This is a genomic window from Pacificibacter sp. AS14 (genome assembly GCF_038899935.1).
Lineage (GTDB): Bacteria > Pseudomonadota > Alphaproteobacteria > Rhodobacterales > Rhodobacteraceae > Celeribacter.
In genome coordinates, this window is the sequence record NZ_JBBMQI010000003.1 from 162,512 (window position 1) to 183,357 (window position 20,846).

19 protein-coding genes and 1 pseudogene are annotated in these 20,846 nt (G+C 52.8%); 3 read left to right on the forward strand and 17 right to left on the reverse strand.

What is annotated here, in order from left to right; genetic code table 11:
• Positions 1–24: 24 nt before the first annotated feature.
• The 8 genes from WNY38_RS05020 to phnF are packed head-to-tail and all read right to left on the reverse strand — an operon-like array spanning position 25 to position 6,356.
• A complete protein-coding gene (locus WNY38_RS05020) occupies positions 25–1,206 on the reverse strand; it encodes an alpha-D-ribose 1-methylphosphonate 5-triphosphate diphosphatase (protein ID WP_342856240.1) in 1,182 nt (393 codons plus the stop codon).
• Positions 1,193–1,912 carry an ATP-binding cassette domain-containing protein gene (locus tag WNY38_RS05025; RefSeq protein ID WP_342856241.1) on the reverse strand — a complete coding sequence of 240 codons (720 nt, stop codon included), beginning with the start codon at positions 1,910–1,912 and terminating at the stop codon, positions 1,193–1,195. The genes WNY38_RS05020 and WNY38_RS05025 overlap by 14 nt, the downstream gene beginning before the upstream one ends.
• Positions 1,909–2,706, reverse strand: a complete 798-nt coding sequence (locus tag WNY38_RS05030; RefSeq protein ID WP_342856242.1) for an ATP-binding cassette domain-containing protein — start codon at positions 2,704–2,706, stop codon at positions 1,909–1,911. The genes WNY38_RS05025 and WNY38_RS05030 overlap by 4 nt, the downstream gene beginning before the upstream one ends.
• Positions 2,703–3,617, reverse strand: a complete 915-nt coding sequence (locus tag WNY38_RS05035; protein ID WP_342856243.1) for an alpha-D-ribose 1-methylphosphonate 5-phosphate C-P-lyase PhnJ — start codon at positions 3,615–3,617, stop codon at positions 2,703–2,705. The genes WNY38_RS05030 and WNY38_RS05035 overlap by 4 nt, the downstream gene beginning before the upstream one ends.
• On the reverse strand, positions 3,614–4,669 hold the full coding sequence (locus WNY38_RS05040) for a carbon-phosphorus lyase complex subunit PhnI (protein WP_342856244.1): 1,056 nt from the start codon (positions 4,667–4,669) through the stop codon (positions 3,614–3,616). Before WNY38_RS05040 ends, WNY38_RS05035 begins: the two co-directional genes overlap by 4 nt.
• Positions 4,669–5,205: a phosphonate C-P lyase system protein PhnH gene (gene phnH, locus WNY38_RS05045; RefSeq protein ID WP_342856245.1), complete on the reverse strand. Its 537-nt coding sequence runs from the start codon at positions 5,203–5,205 to the stop codon at positions 4,669–4,671. The genes WNY38_RS05040 and phnH overlap by 1 nt, the downstream gene beginning before the upstream one ends.
• Entirely contained in the window at positions 5,205–5,639 is a 435-nt protein-coding gene (locus WNY38_RS05050; protein ID WP_342856246.1) for a phosphonate C-P lyase system protein PhnG, read from the reverse strand. Before WNY38_RS05050 ends, phnH begins: the two co-directional genes overlap by 1 nt.
• Positions 5,640–5,642: 3 nt before the next feature.
• Complete coding sequence (gene phnF, locus WNY38_RS05055; RefSeq protein ID WP_342856247.1) at positions 5,643–6,356, reverse strand: phosphonate metabolism transcriptional regulator PhnF; 714 nt, start codon at positions 6,354–6,356, stop codon at positions 5,643–5,645.
• 348 nt (positions 6,357–6,704) lie between these two features.
• Here phnF and WNY38_RS05060 point away from each other — a divergent pair.
• Together WNY38_RS05060 and WNY38_RS05065 are read left to right on the forward strand one after the other, a co-directional pair.
• Positions 6,705–6,827, forward strand: a pseudogene (locus tag WNY38_RS05060) (IS3 family transposase); the annotation flags it as partial.
• Between the two features lie 626 nt (positions 6,828–7,453).
• Complete coding sequence (locus WNY38_RS05065) at positions 7,454–8,422, forward strand: NAD(P)-dependent oxidoreductase (protein WP_342856248.1); 969 nt, start codon at positions 7,454–7,456, stop codon at positions 8,420–8,422.
• A 93-nt stretch (positions 8,423–8,515) separates the two neighbouring features.
• Here WNY38_RS05065 and WNY38_RS05070 read toward each other — a convergent pair whose 3' ends face one another.
• From WNY38_RS05070 to WNY38_RS05080, 3 genes are read right to left on the reverse strand one after another with little or no spacing between them, the layout of a single operon-like run.
• Positions 8,516–9,946, reverse strand: a complete 1,431-nt coding sequence (locus tag WNY38_RS05070) for an aldehyde dehydrogenase family protein (protein ID WP_342856249.1) — start codon at positions 9,944–9,946, stop codon at positions 8,516–8,518.
• Between the two features lie 36 nt (positions 9,947–9,982).
• On the reverse strand, positions 9,983–11,191 hold the full coding sequence (locus WNY38_RS05075; RefSeq protein WP_342856250.1) for a mandelate racemase/muconate lactonizing enzyme family protein: 1,209 nt from the start codon (positions 11,189–11,191) through the stop codon (positions 9,983–9,985).
• Positions 11,188–12,807 (reverse strand): GMC family oxidoreductase N-terminal domain-containing protein, encoded by a 1,620-nt coding sequence (locus WNY38_RS05080; protein WP_342856251.1) that lies wholly within the window; start codon positions 12,805–12,807, stop codon positions 11,188–11,190. Before WNY38_RS05080 ends, WNY38_RS05075 begins: the two co-directional genes overlap by 4 nt.
• Positions 12,808–12,969: 162 nt before the next feature.
• Here WNY38_RS05080 and WNY38_RS05085 point away from each other — a divergent pair, with 162 nt between their 5' ends.
• On the forward strand, positions 12,970–13,845 hold the full coding sequence (locus WNY38_RS05085; RefSeq protein WP_342856252.1) for a LysR family transcriptional regulator: 876 nt from the start codon (positions 12,970–12,972) through the stop codon (positions 13,843–13,845).
• An 83-nt stretch (positions 13,846–13,928) separates the two neighbouring features.
• Here WNY38_RS05085 and WNY38_RS05090 read toward each other — a convergent pair whose 3' ends face one another.
• From WNY38_RS05090 to WNY38_RS05115, 6 genes are all read right to left on the reverse strand, one after another.
• Positions 13,929–14,840, reverse strand: a complete 912-nt coding sequence (locus WNY38_RS05090; RefSeq protein ID WP_342856253.1) for a LysR family transcriptional regulator — start codon at positions 14,838–14,840, stop codon at positions 13,929–13,931.
• A gap of 28 nt (positions 14,841–14,868) precedes the next feature.
• Positions 14,869–15,900, reverse strand: coding sequence for an oligopeptide/dipeptide ABC transporter ATP-binding protein (locus WNY38_RS05095; protein ID WP_342856254.1), 1,032 nt, complete (start codon positions 15,898–15,900; stop codon positions 14,869–14,871).
• The gene (locus WNY38_RS05100) at positions 15,897–16,889 is read right to left on the reverse strand and encodes an ABC transporter ATP-binding protein (RefSeq protein ID WP_342856255.1); all 993 of its coding nucleotides are present in this window, start codon (positions 16,887–16,889) and stop codon (positions 15,897–15,899) included. The genes WNY38_RS05095 and WNY38_RS05100 overlap by 4 nt, the downstream gene beginning before the upstream one ends.
• Positions 16,890–16,894: 5 nt before the next feature.
• Positions 16,895–17,839: an ABC transporter permease gene (locus tag WNY38_RS05105; RefSeq protein ID WP_342856256.1), complete on the reverse strand. Its 945-nt coding sequence runs from the start codon at positions 17,837–17,839 to the stop codon at positions 16,895–16,897.
• Positions 17,836–18,816 (reverse strand): ABC transporter permease, encoded by a 981-nt coding sequence (locus tag WNY38_RS05110; protein ID WP_342856257.1) that lies wholly within the window; start codon positions 18,814–18,816, stop codon positions 17,836–17,838. The genes WNY38_RS05105 and WNY38_RS05110 overlap by 4 nt, the downstream gene beginning before the upstream one ends.
• Before the next feature lie 128 nt (positions 18,817–18,944).
• Positions 18,945–20,504, reverse strand: coding sequence for an ABC transporter substrate-binding protein (locus tag WNY38_RS05115; protein WP_342856258.1), 1,560 nt, complete (start codon positions 20,502–20,504; stop codon positions 18,945–18,947).
• Positions 20,505–20,846 lie beyond the last annotated feature (342 nt).

Below are 20,846 nucleotides of genomic sequence, written 5' to 3' on the forward strand. Positions count from 1 at the left end.
GCCTTGGTGACGTGCCATTCTTCCTTACGCCACAGCACGCTGAGCGACCGAAGTCGTTGACAGTTGACGTATTGAATGGACAAAATGCCCATCGCGTAACGTTGCAACAACCCGTGTGAACCCATGGGTCTCTACAATGGCAAGATCGGCTTTCAAACCAACGGCCAACTGTCCACGATCAGTCAACCCAAGCGCGCGCGCCGGATTGGACGTCACAAGTGCGGCAGCCCCTGCAAGACCATTTGGATCAGATTTCGCCAACTCCAACACAGCCGGCAACATTGCGCCCGGATGATAGTCCGACGCCAAGATATGCAACAAACCTTGTGCATGTGCCTCACGCGCTGACAAATTGCCGGAATAGCTTTGTCCGCGCATCGCGTTTGGTGCGCCCATAGCCGATAGCAACCCGCGTTCGGCTGCGACTTTTGCCGCCTCGAACGTCACGGGAAACTCGGAAATGACTGCGCCAACATCTGCCATCAAATGCGCCTTTTCGTGCGTATCGTCATCGTGACTGGCAAGCGCCACTCCGTGTGTTTTGCACAGAGCGGCAACCTGTTGCAGATTGTCCATGATCACGCTTTCAGGACGGCTGCGTTCAGCGATACGCGTGGCCACATCTTGGCGTGCTTGTGTAAGTGAAATACCTTCGCGCGCGGCCACCAATGTGATGTGGCGTTCAATGTCGCGGTATTGGCCTTGACCAGGCGTGTGATCCATGACCGACACAAGATCGACCAGATCATCACGAATGAGATCTTCAAGCACAGCCACAGCATTGTCGAATGTGATGTCGAACCGCGCGTGAATACGGTGATCGATTTGGCAATGCTGTCGAAACGCATTAAGTGCGCGGATCGTCTGGTTTGTATGTTCAAACGAGCGCTGTTCACCACTGCGCGCGCCTTTGGAAAAGCTAACAGCCGCATAGGCCGTGGTGATCCCAGAGGCCGCCAAGCGGCTGTCCAAATGGCCCAGCGCCACCTCCATCGGGAAATCGACCAGCGCGCGGGGTTCCAGTTCCAACTCAATCATGTCGCCATGCATATCAATGAAGCCGGGGAAAATAAGAGCGCCACCACAATCAAGGCCAGCGTCAACAGGCTGTTCTGCGATTTCGACAATCAGGCCGTCTTCAAGTCTCATCGCACCGTTTTCAACAACGCGATCAGGCAGTACCAGTTTTGCATTAGTAAGCCACATCTTCTCGGTCCTCTGGGTTGGGAGCATTGGGCGTTAGATCGATGACGCGATCGATCAAATGGGACACGTCATCGGGGTGGTGAAAAACACCGATCATCGCGGTGCCTTGAGATTTCAACTCGGCCAATCGCGCCACCAAAGCGGCGCGGGCTTGGACATCTAGTGACGCAGTCGGCTCGTCCAAAAACAACAGTTTTTGCGGCAAGATCAACGCCCGTGCAAGGTTGACTTTTTGCTGTTCACCGCCAGAAAACGTCGTGGGATAAGCGCGCCACAATTCTTCTTTGACGCCAAAGGCGCTGAGCCAACTGCGCGCTTCATCCAGTGCGGCCTCAGCCGAGTGTCCAGCTTGGCGCAAAGGTTCTGCCACCAAGGCCTGCGCACTGACGCGGGGGCGCGCCACAAGAAACTGTGTGACAAAGCCGATTTCAGTGCGCCGCAAATGGGTTATGTCCACATCAGCTGCGCGCATCAGATCGATCACGCCATGCGAGGAATGGAACAACACAGCCCCACTTTGCGCCAGATAGCTGCGATAGAGCGTGCGCAACAGCGTCGATTTACCCGCTCCATTGGTGCCCTTGAGCAAAAGAAATTCGCCCGCGTTCAAGCCAAATGAAATATCGTTGAAGGCCGCCATTTGAGTGTTCAAATGGTGCATCGTGAAGCCTTTGGTCAGGCTTTGAACATCCAATACAAGTGTCATAATTTTGCGTGCACCAATTGTTGTGTGTAAGGGTGTTGAGGGTCTTGAAAGATCTGATCAGCCAAGCCAGATTCGACGATTTCACCGCGGCGCATGACGATGACACGGTCTGCCATCGTACGGATCACGCCCAAATCATGGGACACGATCACCATGGTAATGTGCCGATCTTGTTGCAGCCGTTTCAACGTGTCGAGAACCAAGGCTTGCACACTGACATCCAAGCCCGTGGTCGGCTCATCCAGCAACAACAGCGCAGGCTCCAAGGCGATGGCTTTGGCCAATTGCACGCGTTGCTGCATGCCGCCCGACAACTCAATCGGTGGAGCGTCCAGACGTTCCAACGGGAACTCTGAGGCTTCCAGCGCGGTTTTGGCCTTTTCACGCAGCACTGAAAACCGTCGTTCCCCTGCCACCAAAAGCCGCTCGGCCACATTGCCGGAACTGGAATGGTTCATCAACAATCCCAAATGTGGGTTTTGATAGACAATACCGATTTTTGTGGCGCACAGCATCCGGCGTGCAAAGCGATCCAGCTCAAATAAATTGCCCTGCACATCAGGCAAATCTAGCGTGTAGCTGCCGGTGTCTGGCGTATCTTCGAGGTTCATCATACGCAGCAATGTGGATTTGCCTGACCCACTTTCGCCGACAATGCCCATGACTTCGCCGGGGAATACCTCAACCGAGGCATCGCGTACGGCCTTAACATCCCCGTAAGATTTCGAGACATTTTTCAATGTCATCAACGGGCGCGCTGTGACGATGCGCGGTGCGTCCAAAGTGATCGTCATGACGACATCTCCCCATTTTCATACCATGTTTTGCCAAGCGCGATGTCATCGCCCTCAGTGCTGCGAATGGCTTTCACCCCATATTCACTGTCAGAAATCTCGTGAGTTGAGCTGCCATCGTCTTGCGGAATTTCGTTCATAAAGAAACCGCGAACGCCTGATCTGTAACAGGTCAGATTTGCGTGCTCTTCGACCTTGTAGGGCACATCATCAAAGACCAAAGGTTCGACCCGCGTATAGGGCGGCACAGCGAAAATGCGTTTTTCGCGCCCCGCAGACAGGATGGTCAAATGCTTGGCCATATTCAGTTTTGGCACATCCCAGCGCGGGATCGGCGACGGCGTCATCACATGTCGCCCGTTGACCATAGACGGATAAGACGCGCCTTGCATGATCCGGCCCGACCGCACGATTTGCTCGTAAAGCTGCAGCCACATGCGCCCGTAATCCGCATCCGCATGCATTTGGCGGGCAATCGACATATTGGGTTGAACGGATCGCAACGGTTCTGGGTTTGGCACTTGCAAAACAAGTACCTGATCTTCGCGCAACACCTCTTCTGGGATGCGGTGACGCGATTGAATGAGATCCGCTTCAAGCGTATCGAGTGTTGTTGGCGCACCAGAAACCCGAGCAAGAAACGACCGGATTGACGCGGCATTGACGCTGTCGTCGGCGCCTTGGTCGATCACTTTCACGCAAGTGTTTGGGTTGATCAGCGTCAAGGAGACTTGCAAGCCGCCCGTCCCCCAGCCGCGCGCCATAGGCACCTCGCGGCTGGCATAGGGCATCTGGCATCCGGGTACGGCCACGGCCTTGAGCATCTTGCGGCGCAACTCGCGCTTGGCGGACGCATCCAAGAAACCATAGCTCATCGGTTCCCAATCGCGGGTGAGGGATTTCAGGCTCATTGCGCTGGTTCCTTTTGCTGCTTGGATCGTGCTTTCGCGTCGCGCATCGCGTCCAAAGACGACTGAAACGTGACGTAGTGTGGCAGTTTGAAGTGGATGCAAAAGCCAGAGCTTTCGACACCTTCGGTGTGATACAAAAAGAACTCTTCTTCTGTGGCTGAGCCTTTGGGCGCACCTGCGCTGTTCAAATCTAGAGTGGCGGCAGCGATGACTTTGACCTCGTTCCAGCCAAGTGTGGCGGCAAATCCAAGTTCCAGCTTTTCACCCTTTTTCGATAGAACTTCAGCTTGGGAAACTTTGACGCGGCCAGCAGAGAATTTAGTGCCTTTGGGATGGGTCACCACGATCTCGGCTTCGGCCAAACGCAACTCGTTCACAGTTGGATGGGATTGGCCGTACCCACGCATCGCGGCATATCCCAGAGCCAAAACACCCCCCGTTTCCGCCCGCGCAAGGCTTTGCAAGGTATGCGCGCGTTTGGACGGGAACAGCAAAGGTTCGCGTGTGATGTCAGGAATATCTTCAGACAGCGTCGTGTCCGCATCAGGCAAATCGACCAAATCGTTTGCCGCTTGCCATGCGCTCACAGACGGCTGATGCGCTGGCGCTGCTTTGGCGGCAGGCTCAACAGGCACGGGTTCAAATGCCTCGCCTGTGAGGACCTGTGTTGCCAATAAACGGTGAGAGTAATCTAAGGTGGGTCCAAGCAATTGACCACCCGGAATGTCTTTGAACGCGGCAGACAGACGACGGTGGGTGAACAGCGTTTCTTGCTCAATCGGTTCGGCCACGCTCAAACGGGGTTGTGTCGTGCGCCAAGCTCGCAATACCAGTACCGCCTCATACAATTCTCCACCCGTTTGCGCCAAGGCCAAAGCCGCGATGTCTTCGTCGTAAAGCGAAGCTTCGCCCATTACACGATCCACCAAATAGGGCATGGAGGCTTTGATCTCGCAGATCCGTTCAGGGGTGATTGTACCCATTTCAGCGCGAAACAACCGTTCCGATTGTTCAATCGCGCGTTCGCCACCGCGGGTCGCAACATAAGCCATCAGAGCACCTCAATCTGTGTAGAACGCGGCAGGCCAATCACGCGGCCTGCGTCGATCAAAAATATGTCAAACCCCATCGGGTAGCGCAGACAATCCGCGCGTTTGGCCCAAAACCCTTGGGGTAATCCGTCGATGTTGATCTCAAGAGACCCATCAATGCCCGGACCGCTTAGGCGTAACAGCTGGCCCGCGCCGATCTGCGCATTGACCACAATCGTGGCGCCATCATCGGGGTAGAGATCGGACCCCGCTTTGAGATGGTCCATGACGTTTATATCCACGAGCTTTCCAAGAAAGGCGTGATCTGCGGTGCAGACATCCGCAAGCAGCGCGCCCGTTTTCAAGATGAGTGGCATCATCACCGGATCAGCGCAGTAGACTTTGCATTCGCGGTCGATCAGAGCATCAATTATGGCAGCTTCGGCGTCTGGTGCTATGTCACGCGGCATACCGGGGCGGCTGAGCGCCCAAAGCAAGGCATCAAAGGTCTCATTGCCGCGCGTTTCTTCTACGCTGGCTGTAGGAACGGTGAGCATTAAAACGTCTCCATATCAACGCGGGTCGCTTCGACGCGGCGCAAGGTTTCTGTGTCGGAGGCGTGGTGCTGCGCCTCAGCTGTGCGCAAGAAATCGTGGCACATAGCGACGCTTGTTCCGCTCGCTAAAGCAATATCAACGAGCGCCATGGCCATACTCGCCTCAAGATCCAATCCTTTGCGCAGCCCGTAGCCCTCATGGTCGCCATGGCGAATATGGGCTTCACTCACCAGCACTTCACCCAAGTGAAACGCTGTGCCTTTGGCCGTGTCGCGCATGGGCAGCATCACCAAGCCTGTTCGGCTGTGCAGCACTTCCAAATCCGGCAGTTCTGGAGCCAAATCCTCACCAACTTTCTTGAGCGCGGCGGCATCTGCACGCGCCAAAATCGAGAGGGCCTCCTCGTGGGAAAATTCTTGTGCGGTTGGGGGCATATTCTAATCCTCGTTTGTCATTGTGAATTTGACCCGCGAGGCGGCCCAAATCACTTCGCTGAAACTGATCGGCGTGCCGTCCAGCAATTGATCTTTGGCGCGCACAACCATGACGGCTGTCTGCGGGTGCAACTTAAGTGTTTTGGCTTCTTCGGCACGGGCCAGACGCGCATGCATGGTCGTCTCGGCACGCAAATAATCGTCAATTCCGTAAGATTTATAGGTCTCGGTGACAGAGCCCAGCACATCGCGCCGCGCCACAAAATCAACAAAGCGTTTGGCGCAATGATGCGACGTGCCAAAGGCGAGCGGCACACCGTCGGCAAAGGTGATGCGTTGGCTTTGGATGACCTGTGCATCCTTATCGAGGTTCAAAGCTTGGGCGATCCGTGGATGGGCTGTGATGATCTGCGCGCTCAAAAGTTCGCCATGCAGATCAACACCTTGAGACAACAGGTTTTTGCGCAGCCGCGTGCGTGCGCCGATTGCATATTCAAGCAAAGGGCCGCTTTCAACAAAGGTTCCGCGCCCTTGTTCGACACTCACCTTTCCGGCTTTTGCCAGCTCTGCAATAGCGCGTCTTATCGAATACCGACCAACCCCGAACTGGGCTGCCAACTCAGGTTCTGTTGGAAGTTTTTCACCGGGTGGATAGTGCCCCAACGTGATAGCCGTTTCGATTTTGTCACAGACAATGGACCATTTTTCTTTATTCATATCACACCAATCATTCGAATGAATTTTGCATAAGCGCTGTGCGTGACATAGTGATGACAGCCAGAAAAATCTCTGATGACAGTGCAGGTCTTTGGCGACTGCTGCGCCTGCCATGCCAGAATGTGCATTCTGCCAATGCGTTGGCCTGCAATACACATACACTATAATCTACGGTCTTCGGTTGAGCGGGTTCATTCGAAACGCACGCGCCAATGCTGGCGAACCGAGTTTAGGAACGTACTGGTGCGCGCCTTCGTGCAATGTCTTGTGTGAAGTGGTCCGGCAAAATTGGGCAGCGTGCTAAGATGTCTCCAACACTTATGAATGGATACAATCAGAAGCGAGCCTGCGGCATGGCGCACCGACTTCAACCACAACCGCACACATTCAAGCCTTGCTGGCTGGACACCAGCGGAATATGCCAACCGGTCACAGAAGGACCAAAGCCTGAACAGAGACAACCAAAATTAGCGTATTTATTGGGGAGCTGCTTAAATGTCATACAGCAAAGCCTCACTATAAAAGACACAATGCGGACAATGCACGAGACTGTGCGTATTTATGTTGAAAGGCGGTTACAAGATATTATCACACGCATTGCCAGAGGACACGGATGAGACGGCAAACTGACCTATACCCGCAGCTATCCTGTGTTGGTCAATCATGAGCCCGAAACCCAGTTTACAGTTGAAGCGGCGCGCTCTGTGGCTGGGCCTAACAATCTCTCTCTTTCGATATGACACCGGCTTTGGTTGGGGAAGACTTTACGTTTATGTGAAACAAAGTTTCTGGCTGTATGGTCAAAATAGGCAATGGACCCTCTGCCAACCTGCATAACCCCGAATATAACTACGACGATGGTGCAATCGGCTGGAGCAGTTCAGATTAGGTGGCATTGGTCCGACATAGGCTGCAAACCCCTTTATGGCGGCATGTCCGTCATGGAAAGGCGCTTAAGGCATGTCCCAACGGGGTCGCTGTGCCATCCAGACACAACAAAAATCACCCCTTAGGGTTTAAATATATTGTTTCATATTGCCCTGCGAATGCACCAAACCAGCACAGACATAAAATAGATTAAAATGGGGTACTTTCAGATGAAAATGGGTTTTGTTGGGCTTGGAAATGTTGGTGGAAAACTGGCCGGTAGCTTATTGCGTAACGGGCATGACCTCACGGTTCTAGACCTCAATGCCGAATTGGTTGCAGGTTTTGTCGCGAAAGGCGCGAAAGCCGCTGACAGCCCTGCAGATTTGATGCAAGCCTGCGATGCAGTCATCACCTGCCTACCCTCTCCTGCGGCCTGCGCCGCTGTTGTTGAAGAAATGATCCCCTTTGTTGAGGTCGGCAAAATCTGGATGGAAATGTCGACGACAGAAGTCTCCGAAGTCAAACGGCTGGCGGCACTTGTGACCGAAAAGGGCGGCACTGCGATTGAATGCCCAGTCTCTGGTGGCTGCCACCGCGCGGACACGGGCAATATTTCGATCTTTGCGGGCGCTGATCGCGCGACGTTTGAACGGATGCTACCGATCCTAACCACCTTGGGCCGCCGCGTTTTGCACACAGGCGAGATTGGATCTGCCTCGACGTTGAAGGTCATGACAAACTATCTGGCGACAGCAAACTTGCTGACCTGTTGTGAAGCCTTGGTGACGATGAAAGCCGTGGGCATTGACATGAACACCACCTATGAGGCGATGAAAATCAGCTCTGGCACCTCCTTTGTGCATGAAACGGAAAGCCAAGTGATCTTGAACGGCTCACGCGATATTTCTTTCACCATGGACCTTGTGAAGAAAGACATCGGTCTGTTTCAAAAGCTGGCAGAAGACGCAAATGTGCCGCTTGAAATCAGTCCCTTGATGGTCGAGATTTTCAACGACGGCATCGCGAAATATGGCGAACGCGAATTGTCACCCAACATCATTCGACGTTTAGAAGATGCGACAGGTCTGGACGTCACCGCCACAGGTTTCCCACTGGAGTTGACCGACGATGAACCAGAAGAGCAAGGCTATGAGGTGATCCCAACCGGTTTGATCAAGCCCATTCTGGCGGATTGATACCGTTGACTTAAGCAGTACTCATTCCGGAGCTCACGACATAAAAAACGGCGCAGAACCTCTGCGCCGTTTTTCGTTTCAGTGTGTGAATGTTTACGCCGTGAACGGTGGGCGCACTTTAGTCTCAAGGTAATCGTCCAAGCCAAACACACCACCTTCACGGCCATTGCCAGACTGTTTATATCCGCCAAACGGTGATCCGTAATCAGGGCCACGTCCGTTGATTTGGATCGTACCTGCACGCAAGCGACGCACAACGCGCGACACCCGCGCCTCATCACCAGACTGAATATAGGCGGCAAGCCCATAATCCGTGTCATTGGCCATGGTGATGGCGTCGTCTTCCGTGTCAAACGGCGTGATGACCAAAACTGGGCCAAAAATTTCCTCGCGTGAAATACGCATGTCGTGGTCTACATCGCAAAAAATCGTTGGCTTCACGAACCAACCAGCTTCCAAACCTTCGGGCTTGCCAAGACCACCAACCAAAACGCGTGCGCCCTCGTCGATGCCGATCTTGATCATGGCTTGAACGCGGTCGTATTGGATCTTGTCAAAGACAGGCCCGATGTGATCACCCTGCTGCGCAGGATCGCCAACTTTTTGCGCCTCGCCTGCGGCTTTCGCAAGTTCAAGCACCTCGTCATAACAGCTGCGCTCGACCAACAAGCGCGTGGGCGCGTTGCACGATTGGCCCGTGTTGTAAAAACACCCTTCAACGCTTTCTGCGATCCGCTTGCCCAAGTCGGCATCCGCGAAGACAAGGTTGGGGGACTTCCCACCAAGTTCCAGCGTCACACGTTTCACGCCATCCGCCGCATCTTTGGACACGGCGGTGCCCGCGCGGGTAGAACCTGTGAAAGACATCATGGCAATATCTGGGTGGCGCGACATCGCTGAGCCAACAGAAATCCCATCGCCCTGCACCAAGTTGAACACGCCTGCAGGATAGCCTGCAGCCTCGACAATCTCTGCATAGATCTGCGCGGAAATTGGTGTGTGCTCGGAAGGCTTCAAAACACACGTGGCGCCTGTTGCCAAAGCTGGCACGACTTTCAACGCGATCTGGTTGATCGGCCAGTTCCATGGCGTGATCAAACCGCAAACACCGATAGGTTCGCGTGAAATGATGTCACCGTTTGGCAATGTCTCTTCGTCTTCCATGGATTTGAGTGCTGCGATGAAATCGTCAAGGTGGCCCAAGCCGGAATGCGCCTGAGACTCCAATGACATCGTCGCGGGCGCACCCATCTCAGACGTCATGGCCGCCGCCAAGTCATCCAAACGTGCGATGGTGGCGACGCGCAGATTTTCAAGCAAAGCAAGGCGTTCGGCTTTTGGTGTCATTGAAAACGTCTCGAACGCGCGCTTTGCGGCGGCCACTGCGCGATCGACGTCTTCGGAATTGCCCATAGACACCGTCCCGATTTGGGTGGCTGTTGCAGGGTTCATGATCGGCATTGTGGCGTCAGACGCAGGATCAACCCAAGCGCCATCGATGTAGAATTTGTTCAGTGTCAGCATGATGTGGTTTCCTAAAGGCTGGCTATGGATGGATAGCTATGGGGTGACTGGCAGTTCTGCCATTTCAATATGCAATTCTGTGCCTTCATAAGGCATCTGGGCGATGGCTTCATCATCAAGTTCCAGCCCCAAACCAGGGCTGGTGGGTGGAATAACATAACCATTTTCCCAAGTAATTTCGCCTTTGACAGCATTCATATAGGGGCCATCAAATGTGCCTATGCTTTCAAGGACAAGGAAATTGGGGCTGCAGGTCGCGATCTGAATATTGGCGGCCGCTACAATCGGCCCGCAGTACAGATGGGGTGCTATCTGCGCGGACCGCGTTTCAGCCATAGATGCGATTTTCTTGGCTTCCAAAAGTCCACCAACACGCCCCAAATTGATCTGCAGAATCGACGCAGCACTGACTTCTAACAATCGCGCGAACTCGTGCTTGGTGCACAGGCGTTCACCAGCGGCCACAGGGATCGACGTAAAGCTGGCGACCTGCGCCATGTCAGTTGGGTTTTCAGGCGGCAGGGGTTCTTCGAACCAAAGCGGGTCAAATTCCTCAAGCGCACGGGCCATACGTTTCGCCCCCGACACCGTAAATTGACCGTGGGTGCCAAACAAAAGATCGGCACGATCGCCAACGGCTTCGCGGATATCCCGACAAAACGCAACGCTGCGTGTGATGTCTTCGAGCCGTGGTTGATGCCCGTCATAGATGGAAAACGGTCCCGCGGGGTCGAATTTCAAGGCCGTAAACCCCTGCTCAACCATACCAAGCGCCACCTCGGCGGCGATGGATGAATCGTTATAGGCATTGGGCAAGCTTGGATCAGGATAGACATCACCAGCGGGCGGATAAATATAGGAATAGCTGCGCAAACGATCATGCACACGCCCCCCAAGAAGCTCGTAAACAGGCAGATCAGCCGCCTTACCGATGATGTCCCAACAGGCCATCTCAAGCCCACTGAACACACCCATAACGCTAACATCAGGGCGCTGCGTGAAACCGGCGCCATAGGATTTGCGAAACAGGACCTCGATATGATGCGGATCAGCGCCATCGAAATGGCGGCCAAACATGTCACGCGCCATCGCACAGCACACTTCAGGCCCGAAAGTGGCGTTATAAATCTCGCCAACACCTGTGATTCCGCAAGCTGTCGTAAGGCGCACAAAAATAAAGTAACGCCCGCCGTGGCGCGGTGGTGGATTGCCAACCACAAAGGTTTCTAGTTTCTCAAGCTTCACAAAGAGTCCTCCAAAATCATATCTGCAGCACGCATCGCCAACATCATTGTCGGCGCGTTTGTGTTGCCTGAGGTTATGTTCGGAAATGCAGAGGCATCGACAACACGCAACCCCGACACGCCGTGTACACGCAACCTTGCATCAAGCACTGAATCCTCGCGATCACGCCCCATACGACAGGTACATGTCGGGTGATATACCGTTTTGGCGCGGTCTTGGAAATCTTCCAACAAGGCAGCATCATCAAGCGCCATCAAGTCGGGCGCCTTCGCAGCTGTCGTCACCTCTTGCAAGCTCGCCGTTTTCGCAAAGCGCTGCAACGTTCTGCCCGCGCGAATGGCGGCCGCTTTGTCGTCTTCAGTGCTTAGCGATTGCGGATTGATCAGGGGCGCATCTTGGGGCGACGCGGAGGCGATCTCAATCGATCCGACACTGGTCGGGCGGCAAGGCTGCGCAGAAATTTGATACCCCGCGGACTTGTCCACGACAGTCGCGCCAGAGGCGGATTCGCTATAGGAAACGGGGTTAAAATAAAGCTGCATATCGGGCACGTCGCAGCCAGGGTCAGAACGCACAAAGCCACCAACTTGGTTGACTGGAACCGCCAGCGGCCCTTTGCGGGTCAGCACATATTTCGCGCCTGCGCGCAGCTTTCCAAGTGTTCGCCCAAGCGTATTGTTCAAGGTCACTCTATTCGTTTGAAACTGATAAGACACGGCCAAATGGTCTTGAAGGCCGCGCCCGACCTGCGGCACATCCTGCACGACCTCAACACCATGACGCCGCAACACATCTACTGGGCCAATTCCTGAGAGCTGCAACAGCTTTGGCGAATTGATAGCGCCCGCACATACGATAACTTCTTTGCGCGCTGTTGCCTGATGTTGCTGTTCGCCGCGGCGAAACGCGACACCTGTGATTTTGCCATTCTCGTGAATGAGCCTGTCAACCATAGCATGACGAATGACGCATAGGTTCCCGCGGCGCTCGGCTGGCCGCAAAAAGGCGTCCGCTGATGACCAGCGACGACCACCTCGGACTGTGCTGCGGTAATAGCCAATCCCATCTACATCGGGCGCATTCATATCCGAGATGACAGGATAATCTGCATCCCGTGCGGCCGTTAGAAAACGTTCGGAAAACGACGACATCTGATCGGACAAATCGGATATGACAACCGGACCATCTCCACGTGTTTGGCGACCTTTCGAGGTATGCTCTGAATGGGCTTCCATCCGGTCAAAAACCGCTTTTACGGCGTCCCAATCCCAGTTTTGCGCGCCAGATTTTGCCCAATCATTATAATCATGCGCCAAACCGCGCACATAAGCCATGGCATTAATCGACCCCGATCCACCAATCACTTTACCGCGCGGCCAAGAAATAGACCGCCCGTTCAATCCGGCATCGGGCACTGTGTGATATCCCCAGTTCAAGGCAGGATTTGAGACGTTAATTGCGTACCCCAGCGGCACTTTGATCCAAAACTGCGCGTCGCTGCCGCCCACTTCCAGCAACAGAACTTTGTACCGACCGCATTCGGTCAGCCGATTGGCTAGAACGCAGCCTGCTGAGCCTGCACCAACAATCACAAAGTCGAAATTTGAAAAGTCCATTATGATCGCCCACCTGCTCTTGGACCCTCATAAACAGCGCCAGACGCCCCTGTTGCAAACAAATGGATTTGCGCCAATGGGGTAAAAATAATTGTCCATCAAGCATTGATCCGCAAAACGAATACATGCACTGATGGGGTCACAAAAACGGAGTGTGTGATCATGAGACGTCTTCCGCATGTGAATTGGTTGCGAACCTTCGAAGCCGCCGCACGCCACAGTTCGTTTGCAGCAGCAGCCGATGAACTTTTGTTGACCCCTGCTGCCGTCAGCCAACAGATCAAGTTGTTGGAAGAAACTCTGGAAATGAAGCTGTTCAAACGGCTGCCCAAAGGAGTTGAGCTGACAGACATAGGTCAAGCTTATGCCCAGCCAGTGCGTGCATCGTTTCATGATCTAAAAACGGCGACAGATGACCTGTTTAAACCTAAAACGAAAACAAGCCTGCGCGTGCGGGCCTCGATTTCTTTTGGCGTGCTTGTCTTGGCCCCGCGTCTGCACGAATTTCGCGCGTTGCATCCAGAGATCGACATCGTCTTGTCGACAATCGTCTGGTCAGACCGCATGAGCGACGCGACGATTGACGTCGATATTAGGTATGGCGCGGGGGACTGGCCTGAACAAGACATATGGCCTTTGGGCAAAGGACAAGCGACCCTTGTGTGCAATCCCAACGATGCGGCTTTGTTTCAGCGCGATCCGTCTCGTTTGAAGGATGCTGACATCGTGCCGATCATCGGATCAGAAAATGATTGGCCGCTCATGTTCCAACAGCTTGGTTTGGACTGCCCCGTGCCACAGCCATGGATGCCGGTGGATTCCTCATTGCTGGCCTTAGAAAGTATCGCGACAGGACGTGGCGTCGCCATTGTGAACAAGATGTTCTCAAAGGGCCACATCAAGCGAGGACTTCTGGCGACACCCTTTGAGCAAACCCTTAAAACCCAAAACGGCTTTTATTTTGTTGCACACCCTGATCCTAAAAAGCGCCAGCAAATTATGATCTTTTATGATTGGCTCACGTCGATCACCGTGTAAAACGCGGACGACCTCAGCGCGAAAAAATGCCGCTGGCCGCCTTCGTAAGTGCCATTCATCTCAAACTGACACGGCACGTGCGATCACTCATGCACGACCTTTAACTTAGCCCAAAGTTTGCGCAGGGTTGGTTTGTTGTTTTCTTTATCGCGATACAATCGAACTTCGATCTGCTCCAGATGACTGTCGTCTCCAAGCCGCACCATACGACCATCAGCAAGTTCTTCTTTGCACAATTCATAGGGCAGCCAACCCATGCCAAAACCTTCCAAGATCATCGCCTTAACGGAAATGGCCAAGGCGCTCCGGTTCACGGTCAGCATTTTGGGGCCGTCACTGCACAAGCGCAACATGTGGTCCACCACAGCATGAAGCGCAGACGCGATGCCGTAGGACAACAGCGATGCGGGCCTTTTACTGGTCTTATCCAAATCGTGCACTGGCAGACCCTTGTGGGCCTTTGACACCAAAACAAAGTCATCCTTGGATAGGGTGAGATACTCGCACTTGCCCAACTCAAGCGGCGCTAGAAAATCCATAGAAGGGTGCCAGTAGGTCAAAATGACGTCGCAATAGCGCTGCTGTAAGGCCGAGACAAATTGATCGGCGTCCCAACTGGTTGAATTTAAATCAATATCCAACCCGCCCTCTTGAACCATAGGGGCTAAATGGGTTTTGTAATGAGTCATGTATAGCGACTGAGAGGTGGCAAAGCGGATCACGTTCTCGCTCGCAGCGCTGATGGTTTGGCAACGATCAATGGTTTCGGCAAATGAACGCAAGATCACCCGTGATTGAGACAAGAACACCTCGCCAGCAGGCGTCAAAGACAATGGCAATGTTTGACGGTTGATAAGCTTTACGCCCACCCCCTCTTCGAGCGCACGAATGCGACGCGAAAAGGCCGGTTGGCTGACATATCGCTCTTCGGCAGCACGCGAAAAATTTTTCTGTGCAACCAAAGCTTCAAAGTCTTTAAGCCATTCAATATCCATCTACAGGTCCCATATTTCGCCCGACAGATCAGCTATCAAGCCGATCTTCTTCAACGCCGTGACAGGCCACCATAGAACCGTCAGCTTGCAACACTGGCCGCGGAGCTTCTGTCGCACATCTAGTATTGGCGTAAGAACACCTGCTTTGGAAAGGACAACCCTGCGGCAGATTGATTGGCGTTGGAATTTCACCCTTAAGACGGATGTGACCTGGCCTATCGTCTTTAAGCTGCGGCACGGCGGACAATAGGGCTTTGGTATAGGGATGTTTGGGGTTTTCGAACAACGTCGCCGTGTCTGATAGTTCGCAAACAGATCCCAAATATAGCACCGCAACACGGGTGCCAAAGTGTTGCACGACACTGAGGTCATGAGTGATGAAAAGATAAGTTAAACCACGATGATCTTTGGCTTCAAGCATCAAATTCAAAACCTGTGCTTGGATCGACACGTCCAATGCCGAGATCGGCTCGTCAGCGATAATGAACTCAGGATCCACGGTCAAAGCCCGCGCGATGGCGATCCTTTGACGTTGCCCGCCAGAGAACTCATGCGGATAGCGCACCATCCATGTCGGATCAACGCCGACAGATTGCATCACATGGGCCACTTTGGCCTCAACCTCACCGTTTAACAACGACGGATTATGATAGCGCACCGGCTCTTCCAAAGCCTGTTTGATCGTCATGCGGGGATTTAACGAAGCATAGGGATTTTGAAAAATCATCTGCATTTTCTTACGCATGGGCAAAAGGTCATGACGCGACTTATTATCGATCCGTGTGCCTTCGTAATGGATTTCACCAGCACTGGGCGTCAGCAAGCCCGCGATCAAACGCGCCACTGTGGATTTCCCGCATCCACTTTCGCCAACTACGCACAGGGCCTCGCCACGCGCAACTTTTAAAGAAACGCCATTCACCGCATGGACGTCGCGCTTCTCACGCACAAATTTACCTTTACGGAACTTGAGTGTTTCCAATAACCCTTGATCAAGCTCAAAGCGTTTTTCAACATTTCGCAGTTCCAAAAGGGGCTCTTTGTCGATCATTTTGTTCATGCGGATTGACCCTCAGGCAGTGGCGATTGTAGCCGATTCACTTCATGGCATGCCACTTCAACATGCGCGTGGCGCACGATTTCAGGCGATGTATGACGGCACTGATCTGTTGCGAATGTGCACCTTGGGCTGAACGGGCAGCCTGCGGGCACTTCGTTCAAAGTGGGCATTGCGCCGGGGATTTGTTTCAGCCTTTGGCCAGGCGCTGTTTGTTGCGGCAAGGCGTTGATCAACCCTTGTGTATAAGGATGCTGCGGATCGTTGATGATTTCGCGTGTGGTACCTGCCTCGATGATACGGCCAGCGTACATCACCAATGTTCGATCTGTCATTTGACTGACGACCCCAAGGTCATGTGTGATCAACACCAAACCCACTTTACTTGACTGACACAGCTCCAACAACAGCTCCATGATATCGGCTTGGATGGTCACGTCCAACGCGGTTGTTGGCTCATCTGCGATGATCAACTCAGGGTCTAGCAACAGCGCGATGGCGATGACGATCCGCTGACGCATGCCCCCCGACAGCTCGTGTGGGTATTGGGCCAAACGTTCTTCTGGCGAAGGAATATAGACTTGCTTGAGCTTCATAATCGCGATTTGCTCGGCCTCAGATTTGCTCAACTTGCGATGCGCTTTGAGGGTTTCAACCATTTGCTGACCGATCGTCAAAACGGGGTTCAGCGTCACCATCGGGTCTTGGAAAATCATCGCCATGCGATTGCCGCGAATGCGGCGCATTTTGGCCTCGGGCATACCGACGATGTCTTCACCTTGAAACTGAATTTTACCGCCTGCGATGTATCCAGGCTTGCTCAAAAGGTTCATCAACGAGAACCCAGTGATAGATTTTCCAGCGCCAGATTCACCGACGATTCCAAGGCGTTCACCCCGTTTCAAATCAAAGGAAATTTGATTTAATGCGGTCACGGAATGATCGCGCATGGCAAATTTCACCGTCAGGTCGCGCACGGACAGAAGTGACATACCGATTATCCTTTATTGAGTTTCGGGTTCAGAACATCGCGCAGCCAATCGCCCAGCAGGTTGATCACCAACACAAGAACAACCAAAACAACGCCAGGGATCGCCGTGATCCACCAACTGCCAGAAAAGATGTAATCAAATCCAGAGGAAATCAGCGATCCCAACGACGGTTGGCTGGGTGGCATCCCCAGACCCAAGAATGACAAAGAGGCCTCAGAGATAATAGCGTTGGCGACTTGCACGGTGGAGATCACAAAAATCGGAGACAACGAATTTGGCAAAATGTGACGCACCATGATGCGCAAAGGCCCAAAGCCCAAAACGCGCGCGCTGTCGACATATTCCTTTTTCTTTTCGGCCAGTACGGTGGCACGAACAGTGCGCGCATATTGCGGCCATTCGGACACGCCAATAACGGCAATCAAGAAATACACCGCGTATTGACTGAAGGTTTCAGAGCCAAACATCGCCTGCGCCACAGCCAAAAATATGATCGCAACCATCAATGTCGAAAATGACAATTGGATGTCCGCCATGCGCATCAATAGACTGTCAAGCCGCCCACCTACATACCCAGAAATCAGCCCGATGCTGATGCCAAGCACAGCTTGCAATGTCACAGCGCACAGACCGATCATCAACGATAGGCGCGTGCCATATAGGATCGTCGACCAAAGATCACGACCCTGATCATCTGTTCCCAGTAAAAACTGTGGCACGGCGCCATCGATCCAAATCGGCGGATATTCACTGTTCATGATGTCGATTTGCGCCGGATCATAAGGATCAAACGGCGCGATCACCGGCGCCAAAAGCGCCATGATAGCGATGATCGCAAAGATGCACATCGAAGCAACAGCCACAGGGTTTTTGCGAAAACTATAGCCAATATTGGACTCTTTGATTCGTGACCAACGCGAGGGTCGCGGTATCGTATTTAGAATGCTCATGCGCCCATCCTTGCAAGTTTCACAGTTGGATTCACGAGGCCGTAAATCAAATCAACGACTGTATTGGTCAAAACAAAAATGAAACCGACAACAATCAAATAAGCGACGATCAACGGCGTATCGACGCGGTTCACAGCTTCTAAAAACATGAACCCCATGCCGGGCCATTGAAACACGGTTTCGGTCAAAATGGTGTAGGCCACCATTGTCCCGATTTGCACACCGCCAACAGTGATAACGGGCAAGAGCGTGTTTTTAAGTGCGTGCACGAAATAAATGCGCCAAGGCCGAATACCTTTGGCACGCGCGTATTTGACATATTCACTTTGCAGCACTTCCATCATTTCGGCACGGATCAACCGCACGAACAACGGCAGCATAATCGATGCCAATGCAAAGGATGGCATGATGATATGACGTAAACCGTCGATGTTGGCAAAATTGGTATCCCAATCACCAAAGACATGCACGACGTCGCCCCGTCCAAAGCTTGGCAACCACCCATATCCCACAGAGAAAACATAAATCATCAAGATCGCGGTCAAAAAGACTGGAATCGAAATCCCAACGATCGAAATGCCCATGACCACGCGGCTGAAAATTGCATTTGGTCTAATCGCCGTGGCCACGCCAAGTGGCACGGACAGGAAAATGATAATCAGCGTAGCCCCAAACACCAGTTCAAGCGTTGCGGGAAGTTTTTTGAGGATCACATCCAAGGCGGGCTCTTTGAAAAAGTAGCTTGTGCCCAAGTCTCCATGCAGCGCGTTGCCTAAAAATCGCGTGTATTGTTTGACAAAACTGTCGTTTAACCCAAGGTCGTCACGCAGCTGTTCTCGAACCTCTTCGGTCACAGACTGGCCCACCAACTCACGCAGGGGGTCTCCCAAATTATCCTGGATAGCGAAACCAATTAAAGAGATGACGAGCATCACTCCGATGGCTTGGAAGAGACGTTTGACGAGATAAGCGAGCATGTGTTCCAACCTGTTTCGACCGTTATCAATGCGCCGCCATTTGTGCGAACCATGAATAAATGTCGGCTATTTTGAACTTGGGCGACCAAATATAAGGCCGCCCAAGCAAGGTTCATATCGTGTCGGGTTTATTCAGAGACAACAAGATCGCCGAAGTAAGGGAAATTCAAAGCATTGACGATTGAACCCGCTTCAACACCTTTGCGCGCGCCCCAAGCAAGGTTCTGCCAGTGCAGTGGGATGAAGGCCGCGTCTTCGTATAAAATGCCTTCAAGTTTTTGCAACAGTTCGCCACGTTTTGCGGGATCGGTTTCGGCGTTTGACGCCACCATCAGAGCATCCGCTTCAGGGTTACAGTAGTTGCCTGAGTTGTATTGACCGTTACCGGAGTCTGCATCAGGACAAGCTGACAAGAACTGGTGGAAGTTTGCACTGTCTTCCGTGTCAGCATGCCAGCCGATCATCATCATGTCAGCAGCGCGTTCGTCAAATTTAGGCCAATATTGCGCTTTTGGCATCGTTTGCAGATCAACTTTGATGTTGATTTGAGACAGCATGGACGCAACCGCTTGCGCGATTTTGTCATCATTCACGTAACGGTTGTTTGGCGCCATCATGGTGATTTCAAAACCGTCAGCGTAACCCGCTTCAGCCATCAAAGATTTCGCCATTTCGACATCAAAGCGCGGTGTCAAAGCTGCGTCATGACCAAGGTAGCCTGCAGGACTTGCTTGTGCACCAACAGTGCCAAAACCACGCATGATACGATCAACGATACCAGCGTTGTTCACAGCGTAATCGATCGCTTTGCGCACGCGTACATCTTTAAACGGCTCAAAACGCTCTTGGTTCATTTGGAATGTAATGATGCGCGTGCCAGGCATAGTGATTAGATCTGTGCCGTCGTTTTCGTCAACGCGCGCCAAATCTGTTGGGGGGACTGGCGAGATGAAATCAACATCGCCAGCCAAAAGGGCAGCAACGCGTGTTGGGTCTTCTTTGATGGGGGTCAAAACGATCTGGTCAACATTGCCTTTGGACGCTGTATCCCAGTAGCCGTCGAAACGGTCAAAGACCACTTTCACGCCTTGCTCGCGTTCGGACACAACATAAGGCCCGGTGCCGGACACATTCCGCGATGCAAAGCTGTCACCGTGCTTGACCAATTCAGCTTTGTCTTTTCCGTCGTCAGTCATCCCTGTGTAAAAGGCGCTGTCCATTGGGAAAATATAGGTCGCAGTGTGCATAACCAAAGGGAAGGGCTCGGACGTGATCAGGTCAAACGTCAGATCGTCAACGACTTCTACGTCTGTGAAAAGACTAAAGATGCCTTTAAAATCAGGACTTTCTTTGAGACGATCAAAGGTCCAATCCACATCAGCAGAGGTCAAAGCATTGCCAGAATGGAATGTTACGCCATCGCGCAAATGGAACCGTGTTGTCGTGGCGTCGATCTGTTCCCAGCTCTCAGCCAAGCGAGCTTCAAATTGAAAATCTTGTGTCCAGCGCACCAGCGGGTCAAAAACCATATGTGACAGCTGAAGCGTGCCACCTGAGAGCTGTTCATGTGGATCTAGTGAGACGGGGTCAGCGTCATAGGCGACCTTGACCGAAATATCGGCTTGGGCAGCTGCTCCAAACGCGACCGTCATCGCACTTGCCGCTGCTAGGCGGATAAATGTATTCATGTGATGTCCTTCTCTGTCGGATGTCAGGTATTCTCTCCTGAATCACCAAAGCTTAGGGCAGAGCATTTGCAATCGGCCAATGCCAATTGCAAATAGCGTATGCAAAACCGGTATAGCGACCACGCGGTAAGTGACACAAAGCCCCAAATGCCTCCAAAATGTTTTCATCCGTGACATCGAACGTTAGATCTGGGTGTATTCTCACGCGCAAAGTCTGCGTTTCTTATAGTGGCCCCGCTGTCATTATTTCTTACGCTCTCGCACAATCTGAAGCGTGAGGCTTCACACGATACCCTGTGCTAAGTTCAACCTAGCACGACACAATCGACTTTGGGTTTGTAA